Below are 18,487 nucleotides of genomic sequence, written 5' to 3'. Positions count from 1 at the left end.
GTACGGACATGAACCGCCTGAGCCTCTTCCTGCTGATCGCCCTGGTGCTGTGTGCGCTGGCGCTGGTCAATGCCCAGCATGAGGCGCGCTCGCTGTTCGTCAAGCTCGAGCGTGCGCAGAATGAAGAGCGCCAGCTGAATATCGACTGGTCGCGCCTGCAGTACGAACAGAGCGCCTTCGGCAAGAGCGCCCGGATCGCCGAGGCGGCGCGCAGCCAGTTGCGCATGGTGCCGATCGCGCCGGGCCGCACCCAGTACCTGACCGGATTCGCGATGCCGCCTGCTGCGTCCGTGCCGGCATCGGCGCCGGAGGCTGGGCAATGAGCATGGCTCGACCCAACAGCCGCCCGCGCAAGGGCCAGTTCTCCGCCAGCCCGGTGCTCGGTTTGCGGCTGCCAATGTGGCGCTCCAAGCTCGTGGTGTTCCTGATGTTCGCCGCCTTCGCGACGCTGACGGCGCGCGCTTTCTGGATTCAGGGGCCTGGCAATCAGTTTTACGAGGCACAGGGCAAGAAGCGCTTTCAGCGGACGCTCGAGATGCCGGCCACGCGCGGCAAGATTCTCGACCGCAATGGCCTGGTGCTGGCGACCAGCCTGCCGGTCAAGGCCATCTGGGCTGTGCCGGAAGATGTACCGTCTAACGTGCCGGCCGCCAAGCTGCGACAACTTGCCCAGCTGCTCGGCAGCAACGAAAAGGAAGTGCGCCGCAAACTCTCCGAGGACAAGGGGTTTGTCTACCTTAAGCGCCAGGTGCTGCCGGATGTGGCCGAGAAGATCGCCGAACTCAAGATCGACGGCGTCTACCAGTCGCGCGAGTACAAGCGCTTCTATCCCGAAGGCGAAGCCATGGCGCATATCGTCGGCTTCACCAATGTCGAGGACAAGGGCCAGGAAGGCATGGAGCTGGCGCGCGAGTCGGAGCTGGCTGGCCGCCCGGGCCAGCGGCAGGTGATCAAGGACCGCCTCGGCCGTATCGTCGAGGACATCGGCGTGCTGCAGGCCCCGCGTGAAGGCAAGGACCTGCAGTTGTCGATCGACAGCAAGATCCAGTATCTCGCCTTCAACGAACTGAAGGCGGCAGTCGAAAAGCACAAGGCCAAGGCTGGCGGTGCCGTGGTGCTCGACGCCAAGACCGGCGAGGTGCTGGCACTGGCCAACTGGCCGACCTACAACCCCAACGATCGCAGCCGCCTGTCCGGCGAGCAGCTGCGCAATCGCGTGCTGACCGACACCTTCGAGCCGGGCTCGACGATGAAGCCGATCACCATCGCGCTGGCGCTCGAAAAAGGCAAGGTCCGCCCCGAGAGCATCATTCAGACAGCGCCCGGTCGGCTAACGATGGGCTCGCACACCATCAACGACACGCACGACTATGGCGCACTGACGGTGGCGGGTGTCATCCAGAAGTCGAGTAACGTCGGCACGACCAAGATCGCTTTGAATCTTGACGCCCGAGACATGTGGGAGATGTACCAGAGCATCGGCCTCGGCCAGGCGCCGAAGATTGGCTTTCCGGGCGCTGTGGCGGGACGCGTGCGGCCCTACAAGAGCTGGAAGCCGATCGAGCAGGCCACCATGTCGTATGGCTACGGCCTGTCGGCCTCGCTGTTCCAGATTGCCCGCGCCTATACCATTTTCGCGCGCGACGGTGAGCTGATTCCCGTCTCCATGACCAAGGTCGATGGCGAGGTGAGCGGCACGCAGGTGATTTCACCCAAGACGGCCCGCGCGGTGCGCGGCATGCTCGAGATGGCAGCCGCGCCGGGCGGCACGGCACCGCAGGCGCAGACTGTCGGCTACCGCGTGGGCGGCAAGACCGGCACGGCGCGCAAGCAGGAAGGCAAAGGCTATGCGGCGCGCAAGTATCGTGCGTTCTTCGCCGGCATGGCGCCCATGAGCAATCCGCGCGTCATTGTCGCGGTGATGCTTGATGAGCCGATGGCGGGATCATTCTACGGTGGCGTGGTCGCCGGCCCGGTGTTCTCGTCGATCATCGGCAACACGCTGCGCACGCTCAATGTCCCGCCCGATTCCGCGGTGACGCAACTGGTGGTCGCGGACGCCGTCGAGGAGAGCATCGAATGACGCGCCTCCTGCCAATCGAACATCTGTCGCCCGCCAATGCCCATGCCGCAGGTATCGTGGCATGGCTGCGCACGCATGTCGCCGCGACAGCGGAGCTCTCCAGCGATACGCGCACGGTGCAGGCCGGCGATGTGTTCCTGGGCTACCGGGTGGGTAATGCCCATCATCATTCCGACGGTCGGCCGCATATCGCCGCAGCCGTGGCCGCAGGTGCGGCTGCCATCGTCGCCGAGGCCGATGCCTATGCGGGTCCGGTCGATTGCACCGTGCCGCTGCTGCTCGTACCCGGGCTCCACGGTCTGGCGGGCGAGTGCGCCGCACTTTGGTATGGCAATGCCGGCCAGTCCCTGCACATCGTCGGTATTACCGGCACGAACGGCAAGACGTCTTGCAGCCATTGGCTCGCACAGGCGCTCAGCCAACCCGGCAAGCCGTGCGCGATGATCGGCACCCTCGGTTCGGGCCTGCCTGGCGCCGTGCAGGCGACTGGTTTCACCACACCGGATGCCGTGCAGCTGCAGCGGACGCTGGCGGGGTTTGCCCGCAAGGGCGCCAAGGCTGTCGCCATGGAGGTGTCCTCGCATGGCCTCGAGCAGCAACGCGTTGCCGGCACGCCATTCCATACCGCAGTGTTTACCAACCTGACACAGGACCATCTTGACTATCACGGCACCATGGCCGCCTATGGTGAGGTCAAGCGCCAGCTGTTTACCTGGCCGGGGCTGGCCTGTGCGGTGATCAACCGCGACGATGCCTTCGGGCAGTCCCTGCTGGCCGGTTTGCCGGCCACGGTCACCGCCTGGGAGTACGGCATCGGCGGCGATGCCGCGCCGATGCATGGTGCCGCCCATTGGCTCAGCGCCAGCGATGTGCGTGCGGGCGACACCGGCACTGAATGCCTGTTGCGCAGCGACCTGGGCGAAAGCCGCGTGCAATTGCCGGTGATCGGGCAGTTCAACCTGAGCAATGCATTGGCCGTGCTCGGCGCCTTGCTGGCGGCCGGCATGAAGTGGTCGGCGGCGATCAACAAGCTGCGTGTCCTGTCGGCCGTGCCGGGTCGCATGGAACAATTTGGCGGTCATGGTGCGCCGCTGGCAGTGGTCGACTACGCGCACACCCCTGACGCGCTCGACAAGGCATTGCAGACCCTGCGCCCGCTGGCCGACGCCCGACAGGGCCGCCTGTGGTGCGTATTCGGTTGTGGCGGCGATCGCGATGCGGGCAAACGCCCCTTGATGGGCCAGGTGGCCGCAGCGAGGGCCGACGAGATCGTGCTGACCAGCGACAATCCGCGCTCCGAGCCGCCGCTCGCGATCCTTGCGCAGATCGCGCAAGGCTTGCCGCCGGGCCGCGCAGTGCAGCGCATCGAAGATCGTGCTACCGCGATCCTCTATGCGCTCAAGCACGCTGCCGACAGCGATGTGGTGCTGGTCGCCGGCAAGGGACACGAAGCCACGCAGGAAATCCAGGGTCGCAAGCTGGCGTTCTCCGATCAGGAGCACGTGCGCCTGGCACTTGCGGCGCGCGGAGGTGCGCGATGACGGTGGGCACGATGAAGACAGGCATGATGACTCTCGCGCAGGCTGCGATTTGCCTCGACGGCGCAAGCGTGCATGGCCGTGGCGACGTGGTGTTCCAGCGCGTGGTGACGGACAGCCGCAAGGTGCAGCCTGGCGATCTGTTCGTCGCGCTGCGGGGCGAGCGCTTCGATGCGCATGCCTTCCTTGGCGATGTGGTCCAGGCCGGCGCTGCCGCGGTGCTTGTTTCTGCCGTGCCCGACAATCTTGCCGTGCCCGCGCTGGTGGTACCGGATACCCGTCTGGCGCTGGGCCAACTGGCCGCCGGCTGGCGCAAGCGCTTCATGCTGCCCGTGGTGGCGGTGACCGGCAGTAACGGCAAGACCACGGTCAAGGAAATGATCGCCGCGATCTTTGCCGAGGCAGCGGGCGAGGCCGGGCGGCTGGCGACGCAAGGCAACCTGAACAACGACATCGGCCTGCCACTCACGTTGTTCCGGCTGCACCCCGGACATCAGCTGGCCGTGCTCGAGCTGGGCATGAATCATCCGGGCGAAACCGCGTATCTGGCGCAGATCGCCCAGCCGACCATTGCACTGATCAACAACGCCCAGCGCGAACATCAGGAATTCATGGTCAGCGTGGAAGCCGTGGCGCAGGAACATAGCGATGTGCTGCGCGCCTTGCCGGCCGACGGCGTGGCGGTGTTCCCGGCCGACCCTGAAGGCGGAGCGACCTATGCCGCCCTGTGGCGCGAGGCCGCCGGTACGCGCCGCATTCTGGATTTTGGCCTCGCACCCGGCGCCGCCGTGCACGGCAGCGTCACGCTGCAGGCCGGCTTGCAGCGCGTGCGGGTCGCCGCACCCGGCGGCGTGTCGTTCGAGTTCCATCTTGCACTGCTGGGCCTGCACAACGTGCGCAATGCGCTCGCGGCGGTAGCCTGCGCGCTCGCCGCAGACGTTGCGCCGGATGCCATCATCCGCGCCCTCGAAGGATTTGCGCCGGTGGCCGGACGCCTGCAGGTACGCCATGCACGCAGCGGCGCCACGGTCATCGATGACACCTACAACGCCAATCCGGACTCCATGCGTGCGGCTATCGACGTGCTGGCGGCCTTTCCCGCACCGCGTGTGCTGGTGATGGGCGATATGGGCGAGGTCGGCAGCGCGGGCGTGGATTTCCATCGCGAGATCGGTACATACGCCGCGCAGCAAGGGATCGAGCAGCTGTACACCACGGGCGAACTGGCGGCCCACGCCGCCGCGGCATTCGGTAAGACGGCGGTGCATTGCGCGGACGCCGAGGCATTAATCACCCAGCTGGCGACACCGGCGCGCAGCGCCACGCTGCTGGTGAAGGGTTCGCGCTTCATGCGCATGGAACGCGTAGTGGCGGCGCTGGCCGCTGATGCCGCGCATACGGAACATCACGGATAACCCCGGCAACGGGACGAAGGAAGAAATACAGCATGTTGTTAGCCCTGGCCCAATGGTTACAAGACGATGTCAGTTTTCTGCGCGTCTTTAACTACCTGACCTTCCGCGCAGTGATGGCCAACCTCACTGCGCTGGTGATCGGGCTGTCGTGTGGTCCGTGGGTGATCCGCAAGCTGACCGAGCTTAAGGTCGGGCAGGCGGTGCGGACCGATGGACCGCAGAGCCATCTGGTCAAGTCCGGTACGCCGACCATGGGCGGCGTCCTGGTCATCCTGTCGATTGCCATCTCGACGCTGTTGTGGGCTGACCTCGGCAACCGCTTCGTGTGGATCGTGCTGCTTGTCACGGTCGGTTACGGCGCCATCGGCTGGGTCGACGATTACCGCAAGGTCGTCTATCGCGACCCCAAGGGCATGTCGAGCCGCGAAAAATTCCTGTGGCAGACGGCCATTGGCCTGTTCGCCGCGATCTATCTCGCCTTTTCCGTGTCAGAGACCAGCAACGCGCGTGTATTCGAACTGTTCGTGGCCTGGGTGCAGAGCGGTTTCACGCTGACCCTGCCGCACCAGGCCAACCTGCTGGTGCCGTTCTTCAAGGAGATCAGCTATCCGCTCGGCGTGGCCGGTTTCATCGTGCTCACCTATCTCGTCATCGTCGGGTCGAGCAATGCCGTGAATCTTACTGACGGTCTCGACGGGCTGGTGATCATGCCGGTCGTGCTGGTCGGCAGCGCCCTCGGCGTGTTCGCCTACGTGATGGGTAGCGCCGTGTATAGCAAGTACCTGCTGTTCCCGCACATTCCGGGCGCGGGCGAGCTGCTCATCTTCTGTTCCGCGCTGGCTGGTGCGGGCTTGGCGTTCCTGTGGTTCAACGCACATCCTGCCCAGGTCTTCATGGGTGACGTCGGCGCGCTCGCGCTCGGTGGCGCGCTCGGCACCATCGCCGTGATCGTGCGCCAGGAAATCGTGCTGTTCGTGATGGGTGGCATCTTCGTGGTGGAGACGGTGTCCGTGATGCTGCAGGTCACCTGGTTCAAGTTCACCAAACGACGCTATGGCGAGGGACGACGATTGTTCCGCATGGCGCCGCTGCACCATCATTTCGAGCTCAGTGGCTGGAAGGAAACCCAGGTCACCGTGCGCTTCTGGATCATCACGCTGATGCTCGTGCTGATCGGTCTGTCGACATTGAAACTGCGGTAATCCGCACACGGCTATCACGTAATCACAAGGCAACTACAAGGAAACGATTCAGGTGTTCGGCGAGCTTCAACAACCTTCCGTATTGGTACTCGGTCTGGGCGAATCCGGGCTGGCCATGGCACGCTGGTGCGCGCGCTATGGCTGCCGCGTGCGCGTGGCCGATACGCGGAGCGCGCCGCCGAACCTGTCGCAACTGGAAGCGGCCGCACCGCAGGCCGAATTTGCTGGCGGTCCGTTGACGCCGGCCTTGCTGGACGGCATGACGCTTGTCGCGGTCAGCCCGGGCCTGTCGCCGCTTGAGCCGGACACGGCTGCGCTGCTGGCGACGGCCGGCGAAGCCAATGTGCCCGTGTGGGGCGAGATCGAACTGTTTGCCCAGGCGCTGCGCCATCTTGAAACCGAGAGCGGTTACGCGCCACGCGTGCTGGCCATCACCGGCACCAATGGGAAGACCACCACGACCAGCCTCACCGGCAGCCTGGTGCGTCGCGCCGGCCGTACCGTGGCGGTGGCGGGTAACATCAGCCCGTCGGCGCTCGACAAGCTGTCGGACTGCATCGCCGAGGCGACGCTGCCGGATGTTTGGGTATTGGAGCTGTCGAGCTTCCAGCTCGAGACCACGCATTCGCTCAATCCGCATGCGGCTACCGTGCTCAACATCACCCAGGATCACCTCGACTGGCATGGCTCGATGGAGTCTTATGCGGCTGCCAAGCAGAAGATCTTCGGCCCGCAGAGCGTGCGGGTCCTGAACCGCGATGACCTCATGGTCATGCGCATGGCGCAGGACGCCGCGCAGATGGTGACGTTCGGTACGGATCAGCCGGAGGTCGTCGGAGATTTCGGATTGCTGCGGGACAATGGCATGCCGTGGCTCGCTGTCGCCGAGGCCGCCGAGGAAGAAGAAGCTCGTCCGCGTCGCCGCAAGAGCGAGAGCGCGGACGCCGCGCCGGTGGCGGTGTGCCTGAAGCGCCTGATGCCGGCTGACGCCCTGCAGATCCGCGGCCTGCACAATGCCGCCAACGCGCTTGCGGCACTGGCGCTGTGCCGCGCCATCGACCTGCCGCTCAACCACCTGCTGCACGGCCTGCGCGCCTATCGTGGCGAGCCGCATCGTGTCGAACTGATCGCCACCATCGGTGAGGTGGAGTATGTCGACGACAGCAAGGGCACCAATGTCGGCGCGACGGTTGCCGCGCTCAACGGCCTGGCGAAACCCACCGTGCTGATCGCCGGCGGCGAAGGCAAGGGGCAGGATTTCTCGCCGCTGGCCTTGCCGGTGTCGCAGTATGGCCGCGCCGTCATCCTGATCGGCCGCGATGCGCCCGCGATACGGACGGCGCTGTCGTCCACCGGCATCCGCATCGAGGATGCGGCCACGCTCGAAGCCGCCGTCGAGCTCGCGGCGTCGATTGCGCAAGCAGGAGACGTGGTGCTGTTGTCGCCGGCGTGCGCCAGCCTCGACATGTTCCGCAACTATGCGCATCGTGCCGAGGTTTTCCGCAGCGCCGTCGAAGACGTCGCGCTGGCGCGAGGAGGAATGCTATGAGCGATATGGAAATGAAGCGCAGCGGCTTCATCGGCGCCACCATTGGCAATGCCTGGGGCGGATTGCGCGACGTGGTGTCCGGCGTCAAGCCGACGCGCTCGAAGATGATGGAGTACGACCAGCCGCTGATGTGGGTCGTCATCATGCTGCTGTCGCTGGGCCTGGTGATGGTCTACTCGGCATCCATCGCGCTGCCGGATTCGCCGAAGTATGCCAACTTCAGGGAAACGCATTTTCTTGCACGTCATCTGATCAGCCTGTGTATCGGCTTGACCGGGGCGCTTATTGCCTTCCAGATTCCCGTCAAGGTGTGGGACCGTTATGCGCCCAAGCTGTTCGTGGTGGCGCTGGTGCTGCTGATCCTGGTGCTTGTGCCGTTCATCGGCAAGGGCGTGAATGGTGCGCGCCGCTGGATTCCACTTGGCATCCTGAATTTTCAGCCATCCGAACTGATGAAGCTGGCCGTGGTGCTGTACGCCGCCAACTACACGGTACGCAAGCAGGAATGGATGCAGAGTGTGGGCAAGGGGTTCCTGCCGATGGGGATCGCGGTGGCGGTAGTGGGCATGCTGCTGCTGCTCGAACCCGACATGGGTGCATTCCTGGTAATCGCCGCGATCGCCATGGGCATCCTGTTTCTCGGCGGCGTCAGCGGCAAGCTGTTCAGCGCACTGGTCGCGATTGCGGTCGGCACCTTCACGCTCCTGATCGTGGCCTCGCCGTGGCGGCGCGACCGGATCTTCGCGTACCTCGATCCGTGGAGCGAAGACCACGCGCTCGGCAAGGCCTATCAGCTCACGCATTCGCTGATCGCCCTGGGGCGCGGCGAATGGACCGGCGTCGGCCTTGGCGGCAGCATCGAGAAACTGCACTACCTGCCCGAGGCGCATACCGACTTCATCCTCGCCGTAATCGGCGAAGAGTTCGGTTTTGTCGGGGTGACCATGGTCATCGTGTTGTTCTACTGGCTCGTGCGCCGGGCATTCGACATCGGCCGCACAGCATTGCAGCTCGACCGGACCTTCGCCGGACTGGTGGCCAAGGGCATCGGCATCTGGATCGGCTGGCAGGCGTTCATCAACATGGGCGTGAACCTGGGTGTCCTGCCGACCAAGGGGTTGACGCTGCCGCTCGTGAGTTACGGCGGCTCCGGCATCCTGATGAACTGCGTTGCGCTGGCGGTGTTGCTGCGGGTCGACTATGAGAATCGCGTACTCATGCGTGGAGGGAAGGTATGAGCGCAGCGCGCACCCTGCTCGTCATGGCCGGCGGCACCGGGGGGCATGTGTTCCCCGGACTGGCCGTGGCCGAGGCGTTGCGCGCGCGCGGCTGGAATGTCGTGTGGCTGGGCAATCCCAGCGGCATGGAGGCCGAACTCGTGCCGAAGCATGGCATCCGCATGGAAGCGGTGCGTTTCGGCGGACTGCGCGGCAAGGGCTGGATGACCAAGCTGCTGTTGCCGCTCAATCTGCTGCGTGCCTTCTGGCAGAGCCTGCGTATCGTGCGCCGCGTGCGGCCAAGCGCGGTGCTCGGTATGGGCGGCTACATCACCTTCCCGGGCGGCATGATGGCCGTTCTGCTGGGGCGGCCGCTGGTGCTGCATGAGCAGAACTCGATCGCCGGGCTAGCCAACAAGGTGCTGGCCAAGGTGGCGGACCGCGTGCTGTGCGCGTTCCCCAATGCGCTGCCGAACAGCGAGTGGACCGGCAACCCGATCCGCGCCGCGCTGGGTACGCTGCCGTCGCCGGCACAGCGCTATGCCGCTCGCTCGGGCCCGCTGCGGGTGCTAGTGGTGGGTGGCAGCCTTGGCGCAACGGCGCTGAACGACAACGTGCCGAAGGCCTTGGCGTTGTTGCCGCCAGCCATGCGGCCGGTGGTGGTGCATCAGGCTGGCGCGCGGCAGATCGACGCCTTGCGCGCCAACTATGCCGCAGTGGCGGTCACGGCGGAGACCGTGCCGTTCATTGACGATATGGCAACGGCCTATGGCGAAGCCGACCTGGTGATCTGCCGGGCCGGTGCCATGACCGTGTCCGAAGTGGCGGCTGCCGGCGTGGCGGCATTGTTCGTGCCATTCCCGTTTGCGGTGGACGATCACCAGACAACCAATGCGCAGTTCCTGGCAAATGCTGGCGCAGCGATGCTGATCCAGCAGCGCGACCTGACCCCGGAGGGGCTGGCGGAGACATTGAGTGCGCTCACGCGTGAACAGCTGGCTGTGTACGCCGACAAGGCGCGCACGCTGGCGCGGACCGATGCGACCGAACGGGTCGCGCAGGTCTGTGAACAGGTTGCAAAGGATTAAACGAACGCGATGAAACACATCGTCAAGAACATTCACTTCGTGGGCATCGGTGGCGCCGGCATGAGCGGCATTGCCGAGGTGCTGGTGAACCTCGGCTACAAGGTCTCGGGCTCCGATCTCGGCAATACCGCCGTGACGCGCCGCCTGGCTAGCCTCGGGGCACGCGTGACGCACGGCCATGCTGCCGAAAACATCGACGGCGCGAATGCGGTGGTGATCTCGACCGCGGTGCGTGGCGACAACCCCGAAGTGCTGGCGGCACGCGCCAAGCGCATTCCCGTGGTGCCGCGCGCCGTGATGCTGGCCGAACTGATGCGCCTGAAGCAGGGCATCGCCATTGCTGGTACGCACGGCAAGACCACCACCACGAGCCTGGTGGCTTCGGTGCTGGCGGAAGGTGGACTGGATCCGACCTTTGTCATTGGCGGCCGGCTCAATTCGGCCGGCGCCAACGCGCGCCTCGGTACGGGCGATTTCATCGTGGCCGAAGCCGATGAGTCCGATGCCTCGTTCCTGAACCTGCAGCCGGTGATAGAGGTCATCACCAACATCGATGCGGACCACATGGACACCTATGGCCATGATTTCGCACGGCTCAAGCAGGCCTTCATCGAATTCACGCAGCGCCTGCCGTTCTACGGCATTGCCGTGGTGTGCGTGGATGACTCCAATGTCCGCGAAATCCTGCCGCTAGTGTCCAAGCCGATGATCCGCTATGGCCTGTCGCCGGAAGCGCAGGTCCGGGCCGTTGATGTGCGTGCCGAAGGCGGCACCATGCGCTTTACTGTGCGGCGTCAGCTGAATGGCACGCCGGAGCCGGAACTGGAAGTGGTGCTGAACCTGCCGGGCGAACATAACGTGCGCAATGCGCTGGCGGCGATTGCCATCGCCACCGAACTGGAAGTGCCGGATGCCGCGATCGTCAAGGCGCTGGCCGAATTCAATGGCGTGGGGCGGCGGTTCCAGCGTTACGGCGAAGTCCCGCTCAAGGGCGGAGGCACGTTTACGCTGGTCGATGACTACGGCCACCATCCTGTGGAAATGGCCGCCACCGTCGCCGCGGCGCGCGGCGCCTTTCCAGGGCGTCGTCTGGTGCTGGCCTTCCAGCCGCATCGCTATACGCGCACGCGCGATTGTTTCGAGGATTTCGTCAAGGTGCTGGGCACGGCGGACGCCGTGCTGCTCTCCGACGTGTATGCGGCGGGCGAGAGTGCCATCGTCGCTGCCGACGGGCGTGCACTGACGCGCGCACTGCGCGTCGCCGGCAAGCTGGAACCGCTGTTCGTGGAAAACATGGAAGACATGCCGCAGTCGATTGTGGACACTGCCCAGCCGGGCGACGTCGTGATTACTATGGGCGCTGGCTCGATTGGCGCCGTTGCCGCGCAGGTCGTGGCGCTTGCCGAGGCTGCGGCCTCGGGCGCGCATCCGGATGGAGGGCAGGCATGAATCCGGCTGATTTCGGCAAGGTTGGTGTCCTGTTCGGCGGCCGCTCCGCGGAGCGCGAAGTATCGCTGATGTCGGGCAATGGCGTGCTGGCTGCCCTGAGGTCGCGCGGCGTCGACGCACATGCCTTCGATCCGGCGACCCAGTCGCTGGGCGATCTCGCGACAGCGGGCTTCAAGCGCGTCTTCATCGCGTTGCATGGCCGCTATGGCGAGGACGGGACGATCCAGGGCGCGCTCGAGATGCTCGGTATTCCCTACACCGGCAGCGGTGTGCTCGCTTCTGCATTGGCCATGGACAAGCAGGCGACCAAGCGACTGTGGATGTCGCATGGCCTGCCGACGCCCAAGTTCCGCATGTTGCGTGCGGACAGTGACTGGAATGATGTGGTCGCGGAGTTGGGTTTGCCGCTGATCGTCAAGCCGGCGCGTGAAGGATCATCCATCGGGCTCACCAAGGTGACCGATGCGACCATGTTGCCGGCTGCCTATGCGCGCGCTGCCAAGCTCGACCGCGACGTGATTGCGGAAACTTTCATCGAGGGCGATGAGCTGACGTGCCCGGTCGTGGGCACCGGCGCGGAGGCACGTGCCCTGCCGGTGGTGCGGATCGTTGCGCCGGAGGCGAACTACGACTACCAGAACAAGTACTTCAAGGACGACGTGCGTTACCTCTGCCCGTCGGGTCTCGTACCCGAGGTCGAAGCCGAGGTGCAGCGCCTGGTAGTCGAATCGTACCGCGTGCTGGGGTGCCGGGGCTGGGGGCGCGCCGACGTCATGCTCAGCCACGCCAATGGCAAGCCGTACCTGCTGGAGATGAACACCTCGCCTGGCATGACGAGCCATTCGCTGGTGCCGATGGCGGCGCGAGCGGCTGGCATCAGCTACGAAGATTTCGCGCTGCAGGTGCTGGCGGATGCGCAGCTCGACCTGCGACCGACGCAAGACTGGAAACCGGACTGAGGCCAAGGACACCATGTGGCATAACGCGCGCCTGCTCAACATGATCGCCACCGCCCTCTATGCGGTGCTGGCGCTCGTGGTGGTGGCTGCCGGCCTGATGTGGCTGGTGCAGCGGCCGGTGTTTGCGATTTCGCACATCCGCATCGTCCCGGCCGAGGGCAGCACGCTGCGCCATACCAACGGTCCGTCGATCCGGGCCAATGCGGTGCCGAAGCTGCAGGGCAATTTTTTCACGCTCAAGCTCGATGGCGCGCGCAATGCCTTCGAATCCGTGCCCTGGGTGCGGCGTGCCAGCGTGCGGCGCGAATGGCCGAACGGCCTGCTGGTGGAGCTGGAAGAGCACGTGGTGCTGGGCACCTGGGGCAGCGGCGAGACGGCGCGGCTGGTCAACGTGCATGGCGAGGTTTTCGTCGCCAATCTGGCCGAAGCCGAAGACGATGCCCGGCTGCTGGCGCTCGCTGGACCCGACGGTTCCGAGCGCGACGTGGTCGAGCGCCTCGAGCAATTGCGCACATGGTTCAAGCCGATGGGGGTGGAACCGCTGGGCGTGACGCTGACGGACCGCTATGCATGGCGGACAAGGTTGTCGAACAACACCCAGATCGAACTGGGGCGGGAGCAGAACGAGCAGGACCGGGCCGAGCTGGAAGCACGCGTGTCGCGCTTCGTGCAGGCCTGGCCGCAGGTGGTGGCGCAATGGGGCAAGCAGATCGAGTACGCAGACCTGCGCTATTCGAACGGCTTCGCTATCCGCGCTGCCAATGTACGGTTTTTGACGGATGCCCAGGCAGCGGCAGCAGCCAAGGCAAAAGCACAAGCGCAAGCCAATAACCAAGTAACGCGACGCGAAGAGAAAACGCGATGAGCAAAGAGTACAAAGACTTGCTGGTCGGTCTGGACATCGGCACCTCCAAGGTGGTGGCCGTGGTAGCGGAGCTGCGTCCTGACGGCAGCTACGAAGTCATCGGCATGGGCCAGTCCGAGTCCAAGGGGTTGAAAAAAGGGGTGGTCGTCAATATCGAGGCGACCGTGCAGTCGATCCAGAAAGCGCTCGAGGAAGCCGAGCTGATGGCTGACTGCAAGATCGGCGAGGTCTTCACCGGCATTGCCGGCAGCCACATCCGCAGCTTCAATTCGAGCGGTATGGTGGCGATCAAGGACAAGGAAGTCACGCAGGCCGACGTAGCCCGTGTCATCGAGACCGCCAAGGCCGTCAACATTCCGACCGACCAGCAGATCCTGCACATCCTGACGCAGGAATTCATCATCGACGGCCAGGAAGACGTGCGCGAGCCGATCGGCATGAGCGGCATCCGCCTCGAGGTGAAGGTGCATATCGTGACCGGCGCGGTAAGCGCGGCGCAGAACATTGTCAAGTGCGTGCGCCGTTGCGGCCTCGAAGTGCATGACCTGATCCTGCAGCCGCTGGCCTCGAGCCTGGCGGTGCTGACCGAAGACGAAAAAGAACTCGGCGTGGTGCTGGTCGATATCGGCAGCGGCACGACCGACATTGCCATCTTCAGCGAAGGCGCGATCCGCCACACGGCGGTGATTCCCATCGCTGGCGACCAGATCACCAACGATGTGGCCATGGCGCTGCGCACTCCGACGCCGGATGCGGAAGACATCAAGATGCAGTACGGCATCGCCAAGCAGGTGATCGCCGATCCGGACGACATGATCGATGTGCCAGGCGTGGGCGAGCGCGGCACGCGCACGCTGTCACGCCAGGCGCTGGCGGCGGTGATCGAGCCGCGCGTGGAAGAGCTGTTCTCGCTGGTGCACCAGGTGGTGCGCGAGTCCGGCTACGAAGAGTTGCTGTCGTCGGGCGTGGTGCTAACGGGCGGTACGGCAATGATGCCGGGCATGGTCGAGCTTGGCGAAGACATCTTCCTCAAGCCGGTGCGCATCGGCGTGCCGGAGTATCGCGGCAATCTGCACGAGGTCGTGAAGAGCCCGCGCTATGCCACTGTCATGGGCCTGCTGCAGGAAGGGCGCGTGCAGCGCATGCGTGGCCGCAAGGTGGCCGTGCAGAGCGGCTCGTTCAAGCAGGTATGGCAGCGCATGCGGGATTGGTTTCTCGGCAATTTTTAACGCGTGCCGGAACTTCGGTGCGCACAGGGTTTCTAGTGTTGTTGTGACGTTCAGGAACCAAGGGTTGCAGCAGGGAGGCTGCAGCGTTTGGCCACTGATTTTTCTCAGGAGGCAGTGATGGAATTCGACATGATTGAAAGCGATGGACAAGACGGCACGATCATCAAGGTCGTGGGCGTCGGTGGTGCAGGCGGTAACGCCGTGCAGCACATGATCAGCCGTGGCGTGCAGGGCGTGGAGTTCATTTGCATGAACACCGATGCCCAGGCACTCAAACGGTCGACTGCGTCCAAGGTGCTGCAGCTCGGCAATACAGGCCTGGGTGCAGGTGCCAAGCCGGAAATCGGCCGCCAGTGCGCGGAATCGGCACGTGACCAGATTGCCGATTCGCTGCGCGGTGCGCACATGGTGTTCATTACCGCTGGCATGGGCGGCGGTACCGGCACGGGCGCCGCGCCGATCGTCGCGCAGGTCGCCAAGGAGATGGGCATTCTCACGGTGGGTGTCGTGTCGAAGCCGTTCCAGTTCGAAGGCGCGCGTCGTGGCAAGGTGGCTGAGTCGGGCGCCAACGATCTGGAATCGAACGTCGATTCGCTGATCGTGGTGCTCAACGAAAAGCTGTTCGAAGTGATGGGCGACGACGCTGAGATGGACCAGTGCTTCCAGTGCGCCGATGACGTACTGCACAACGCCGTGGCCGGTATCGCCGAGATCATCAATGTCGATGGTCTGGTGAACGTCGACTTCGAAGACGTGAAGACCGTGATGGGCGAGCAGGGCAAGGCGATGATGGGCACGGCCACCGTGTCCGGCGTCGATCGCGCCCGCCTGGCGGCCGAGCAGGCCGTGGCCAGCCCGCTGCTGGAAGGCGTGGATCTCTCCGGTGCGCGCGGCGTGCTGGTGAACATCACCGCCAGCCGTTCGCTCAAGCTGTCGGAAACGCGTGAAGTGATGAACACCATCCGCAGCTATGCCGCGGAAGATGCCACCGTCATCTTCGGAACCGTCTATGATGATTCGATGGGTGATGCCCTGCGCGTGACCGTGGTGGCGACCGGCCTGGGCCGCGCCAACAAGAAGCAGCAGCCGCAACCGATGACGCTGCTCAAGACCGGTACCGACAACGTGCCGGTCGCGGCCATGGGCCCGGGCAACATCAGCAATGGCGTGTCGCCTGACTACAGCGGTCTCGATACGCCGGCCGTGTGGCGCAGCTCGCGGGAAACCGCGTCGGCGCATGTGGCTGCGCTGCAGGAAAAGGGTGTGGACACCTACGACATTCCGGCTTTCCTGCGCAAGCAGGCTGACTGAACGTCGCGCGTGGCGGTGGCGCACCGGAGCAGGCAACTCCCTTATTGCCTGTGACGGTGTGGCGCCAGCCGGTGCGTGACCGGGCATCCTACCCATGGCGGGCAGGCCGACTTCTGGCCGCCTCCCCGGACACGGTCCCTGCTCAGGCAGGGTGGGGTGTCGTGCCGGCCAACGCTTTGTGCGTTGGCCGGCTTTGTCGTATGTGATGCGCGTACGTAGCGAATGATGCAAAGGAGATGACATGGCGATCAAGGTAGGCGAGCGTGTGCCTGATGCCACGCTGTACGAGTTCTTCGAGGAAGCGTCCGGTGGCTGTGCACTCGGGCCGAATGCGTTTTCTGTCGCGGAGCTGACCGCCGGCCGGCGTATCGTCGTCTTCGGTTTGCCGGGCGCCTTCACGCCGACATGCTCGGCAAAGCACGTGCCTGGTTATGTCGAGCACATCCAGGCATTTCGCGACAAAGGGATCGACGAAGTCTGGTGTGTGTCGGTCAACGATGCTTTCGTGATGGGCGCATGGGCGCGCGACCAGGGTTCGGCAGGCGCAGTGCGCATGTTCGGCGATGGCGCGGCGGAATTCACCCGCAAGCTCGGGCTCGACCAGGATCTCAGTGCGCGCGGCATGGGCGTGCGGTCTCAGCGTTATGCGATGCTGCTCGATGATGGTGTTGTCAAATTGTTACACGTCGAAGCGCCGGGCAAGTTCGAGGTCAGCGATGCCGAGTCGATGCTGAAGGCCCTTCCCGCCTGACGTGAATCCGCCAACGGCGCGGCCTGCGCCGTTGGGCTGGCTTACAACCGGACACAAAACGGACATGCTCGGGGCCACTGTCGCGCCCGCAGAAAGTGCCGTCCAGTGCTATTATTAGGGTTATTACGTAGGGTTTTTCATAAATATTGGCTATCGAAGGGGCCGACATGCTCAAGCAGCGCACCATCAAATCTCGTGTCAAGACCGTGGGCATTGGCTTGCACTCGGGACGCAAGGTGACGCTCACGCTGCGTCCGGCCCCGGCCAGTACCGGCATCGTCTTCACTCGCGTCGATCTGGCGCCGCCGGTCGAGATCCCGGCCGCTGCGTCGGCCATCGGCGACACGCGCCTTGCTTCTGTGCTGCAGAAGCAAGGCGCGCGCGTTTCCACCGTCGAGCATCTGATGTCGGCCTGCGCGGGCCTGGGCATCGACAACCTGTATGTCGACGTGGATGCCGAGGAGATCCCGATCATGGACGGCAGCGCCGCGTCCTTCGTGTTCCTGCTGCAGTCCGCTGGCGTGCAGGAGCAGGATGCCGCCAAGCGTTTCATCCGCGTCACGCGCCCGATCGAAGTGCGCGAGGGCGACAAGGTCGCCCGCCTGGAGCCGTATTTCGGTTTCAAGCTGGCCTTCACCATCGATTTCCACCATCCGGCCGTCGACAAGACGGGCCAATCGTACGAAATCGACTTTGCCGACACGAGCTACGTCCGCGAGATTGCCCGCGCGCGCACCTTCGGCTTTGCCCATGAGGTGGAGTCGCTGCGTGAGATGGGCCTGGCGCGCGGCGGTAGTCTCGACAATGCCATCGTCCTGGACGAGCACCGCATGTTGAACAACGAGGAACTGCGTTATGGCGACGAGTTCGTGCGCCACAAGATCCTCGACGCCATCGGCGACCTGTATGTGATCGGCCATCCGCTGATTGCCTCCTATACCGCGCACAAGTCGGGCCACGCCATGAACAACGCACTGCTGCGCGCGCTGCTGGCTGACCAGAGTGCCTATGAGTTCGTCACCTTTGACCGCCCGGAGGAGGCGCCCAAGGCCTTCCTGCCGCAACTGCAGCCGGCGTTTGCCTGAGTTTTCCTGATCCTCGGCCGGGCGCAATGCGACCCGCAGGCAGACGAAACCCCTGGTGTTCCGCACCGGGGGTTTTGCTTTGGGCGGTCACTCAGGTGGCCGATCAGGGTAGCCAATCAGGGTGATGAGAGCGGTGCGAATTGGCGGATGATGCCGAGGCCGACTGGGCGGATGCTGAATCCGCGCAGGAACGCTACGGCTGCCGATGGTGCGCCAGCATCTGCTGCAGGGCGGCCTTGAGGGGCGAATCTTCCAGGGTGTCGGCCAGCGCGCTCAGGCTGGCAAGTCCGCCAGGCGTCATCTGCGCGGTCTTGGTACGCGGTCGGTTGTCGACGTGCCATGGATCGCGCGAGGCATCCGCCGGCTGCACCCGGACCCGGATCGAGGTGATGCGCGAGCCCTGGCGTTCCAGCGCCTGCAGCACGCTCGGTACGATCTGGCGCACGCGCGCCGCCGCGGCACTATGTGTCACATGCAGCACCAGTGTTTGCTCGTTCGAGTGGGTATGTTCCTGCCGCAGGCCAGCGGCGGAGACGCTGGCCCGTACGCCGGGCGGCAGCAGCGCATGGACCTGGGCCTGCAGGCCGGCCAGCACCGTGGCTGTCTGCATCAGCCGCTCCAGCGGCTCGGCCCGGCCGAGCCAGTCCGTCAGGGAGGGGGCGACCGGGGCGGACCGGCCGGAACGAGTGAAGGCGCGCATAGGTGTCCATTATGCCGGGATTGCCCGGACCGGATGGGGAACGAAG

The 18,487-nt window shown here is 64.9% G+C and carries 16 protein-coding genes; 15 read left to right on the top strand and 1 reads right to left on the bottom strand.

Annotated elements, in window-relative coordinates; translation table 11 throughout:
* Positions 1–8 precede the first annotated feature (8 nt).
* The 15 genes from ftsL to lpxC all read left to right on the top strand — a co-directional run bounded on the left by ftsL (position 9) and on the right by lpxC (position 17,741).
* Positions 9–323, top strand: a complete 315-nt coding sequence (gene ftsL / locus ACQ3C8_RS12450; protein ID WP_009523783.1) for a cell division protein FtsL — start codon at positions 9–11, stop codon at positions 321–323.
* Entirely contained in the window at positions 320–2,083 is a 1,764-nt protein-coding gene (locus tag ACQ3C8_RS12445; RefSeq protein ID WP_009523784.1) for a peptidoglycan D,D-transpeptidase FtsI family protein, read from the top strand. The genes ftsL and ACQ3C8_RS12445 overlap by 4 nt, the downstream gene beginning before the upstream one ends.
* Positions 2,080–3,624, top strand: coding sequence for a UDP-N-acetylmuramoyl-L-alanyl-D-glutamate--2,6-diaminopimelate ligase (locus ACQ3C8_RS12440; protein ID WP_428851742.1), 1,545 nt, complete (start codon positions 2,080–2,082; stop codon positions 3,622–3,624). Before ACQ3C8_RS12445 ends, ACQ3C8_RS12440 begins: the two co-directional genes overlap by 4 nt.
* 23 nt (positions 3,625–3,647) lie before the next feature.
* Positions 3,648–5,036 carry a UDP-N-acetylmuramoyl-tripeptide--D-alanyl-D-alanine ligase gene (locus ACQ3C8_RS12435; protein WP_428851741.1) on the top strand — a complete coding sequence of 463 codons (1,389 nt, stop codon included), beginning with the start codon at positions 3,648–3,650 and terminating at the stop codon, positions 5,034–5,036.
* Positions 5,037–5,068: 32 nt separating this feature from the next.
* Entirely contained in the window at positions 5,069–6,238 is a 1,170-nt protein-coding gene (gene mraY / locus ACQ3C8_RS12430; RefSeq protein WP_428851740.1) for a phospho-N-acetylmuramoyl-pentapeptide-transferase, read from the top strand.
* A gap of 52 nt (positions 6,239–6,290) precedes the next feature.
* Entirely contained in the window at positions 6,291–7,787 is a 1,497-nt protein-coding gene (gene murD, locus ACQ3C8_RS12425) for a UDP-N-acetylmuramoyl-L-alanine--D-glutamate ligase (protein WP_428851739.1), read from the top strand.
* Positions 7,784–9,025, top strand: coding sequence for a putative lipid II flippase FtsW (gene ftsW / locus ACQ3C8_RS12420; protein WP_009523789.1), 1,242 nt, complete (start codon positions 7,784–7,786; stop codon positions 9,023–9,025). Before murD ends, ftsW begins: the two co-directional genes overlap by 4 nt.
* A complete protein-coding gene (gene murG, locus ACQ3C8_RS12415; protein WP_428851738.1) occupies positions 9,022–10,092 on the top strand; it encodes an undecaprenyldiphospho-muramoylpentapeptide beta-N-acetylglucosaminyltransferase in 1,071 nt (356 codons plus the stop codon). Before ftsW ends, murG begins: the two co-directional genes overlap by 4 nt.
* A gap of 9 nt (positions 10,093–10,101) precedes the next feature.
* A complete protein-coding gene (gene murC / locus ACQ3C8_RS12410) occupies positions 10,102–11,541 on the top strand; it encodes a UDP-N-acetylmuramate--L-alanine ligase (RefSeq protein ID WP_428851737.1) in 1,440 nt (479 codons plus the stop codon).
* A complete protein-coding gene (locus ACQ3C8_RS12405; RefSeq protein ID WP_428851736.1) occupies positions 11,538–12,500 on the top strand; it encodes a D-alanine--D-alanine ligase in 963 nt (320 codons plus the stop codon). Before murC ends, ACQ3C8_RS12405 begins: the two co-directional genes overlap by 4 nt.
* 13 nt (positions 12,501–12,513) lie before the next feature.
* Positions 12,514–13,365, top strand: coding sequence for a cell division protein FtsQ/DivIB (locus ACQ3C8_RS12400; protein WP_428851735.1), 852 nt, complete (start codon positions 12,514–12,516; stop codon positions 13,363–13,365).
* On the top strand, positions 13,362–14,594 hold the full coding sequence (ftsA, locus tag ACQ3C8_RS12395) for a cell division protein FtsA (protein WP_009523794.1): 1,233 nt from the start codon (positions 13,362–13,364) through the stop codon (positions 14,592–14,594). Before ACQ3C8_RS12400 ends, ftsA begins: the two co-directional genes overlap by 4 nt.
* 117 nt (positions 14,595–14,711) lie before the next feature.
* A complete protein-coding gene (gene ftsZ / locus ACQ3C8_RS12390; RefSeq protein ID WP_009523795.1) occupies positions 14,712–15,905 on the top strand; it encodes a cell division protein FtsZ in 1,194 nt (397 codons plus the stop codon).
* Positions 15,906–16,146: 241 nt separating this feature from the next.
* Positions 16,147–16,656: a peroxiredoxin gene (locus ACQ3C8_RS12385; protein WP_428851734.1), complete on the top strand. Its 510-nt coding sequence runs from the start codon at positions 16,147–16,149 to the stop codon at positions 16,654–16,656.
* 167 nt (positions 16,657–16,823) lie between these two features.
* The gene (gene lpxC, locus ACQ3C8_RS12380; RefSeq protein WP_428851733.1) at positions 16,824–17,741 is read left to right on the top strand and encodes a UDP-3-O-acyl-N-acetylglucosamine deacetylase; all 918 of its coding nucleotides are present in this window, start codon (positions 16,824–16,826) and stop codon (positions 17,739–17,741) included.
* A 193-nt stretch (positions 17,742–17,934) separates the two neighbouring features.
* On the opposite strand, the gene ACQ3C8_RS12375 is transcribed toward lpxC, so the two are convergent.
* Positions 17,935–18,441 carry a DciA family protein gene (locus ACQ3C8_RS12375; protein ID WP_428851732.1) on the bottom strand — a complete coding sequence of 169 codons (507 nt, stop codon included), beginning with the start codon at positions 18,439–18,441 and terminating at the stop codon, positions 17,935–17,937.
* Positions 18,442–18,487: the final 46 nt, after the last annotated feature.

Origin of the sequence: Imbroritus primus (assembly GCF_964332355.1) — a bacterium.
In the GTDB taxonomy this organism is placed as follows: domain Bacteria; phylum Pseudomonadota; class Gammaproteobacteria; order Burkholderiales; family Burkholderiaceae; genus Imbroritus; species Imbroritus primus.
This window is presented reverse-complemented; position numbering and strand designations above follow the sequence as displayed.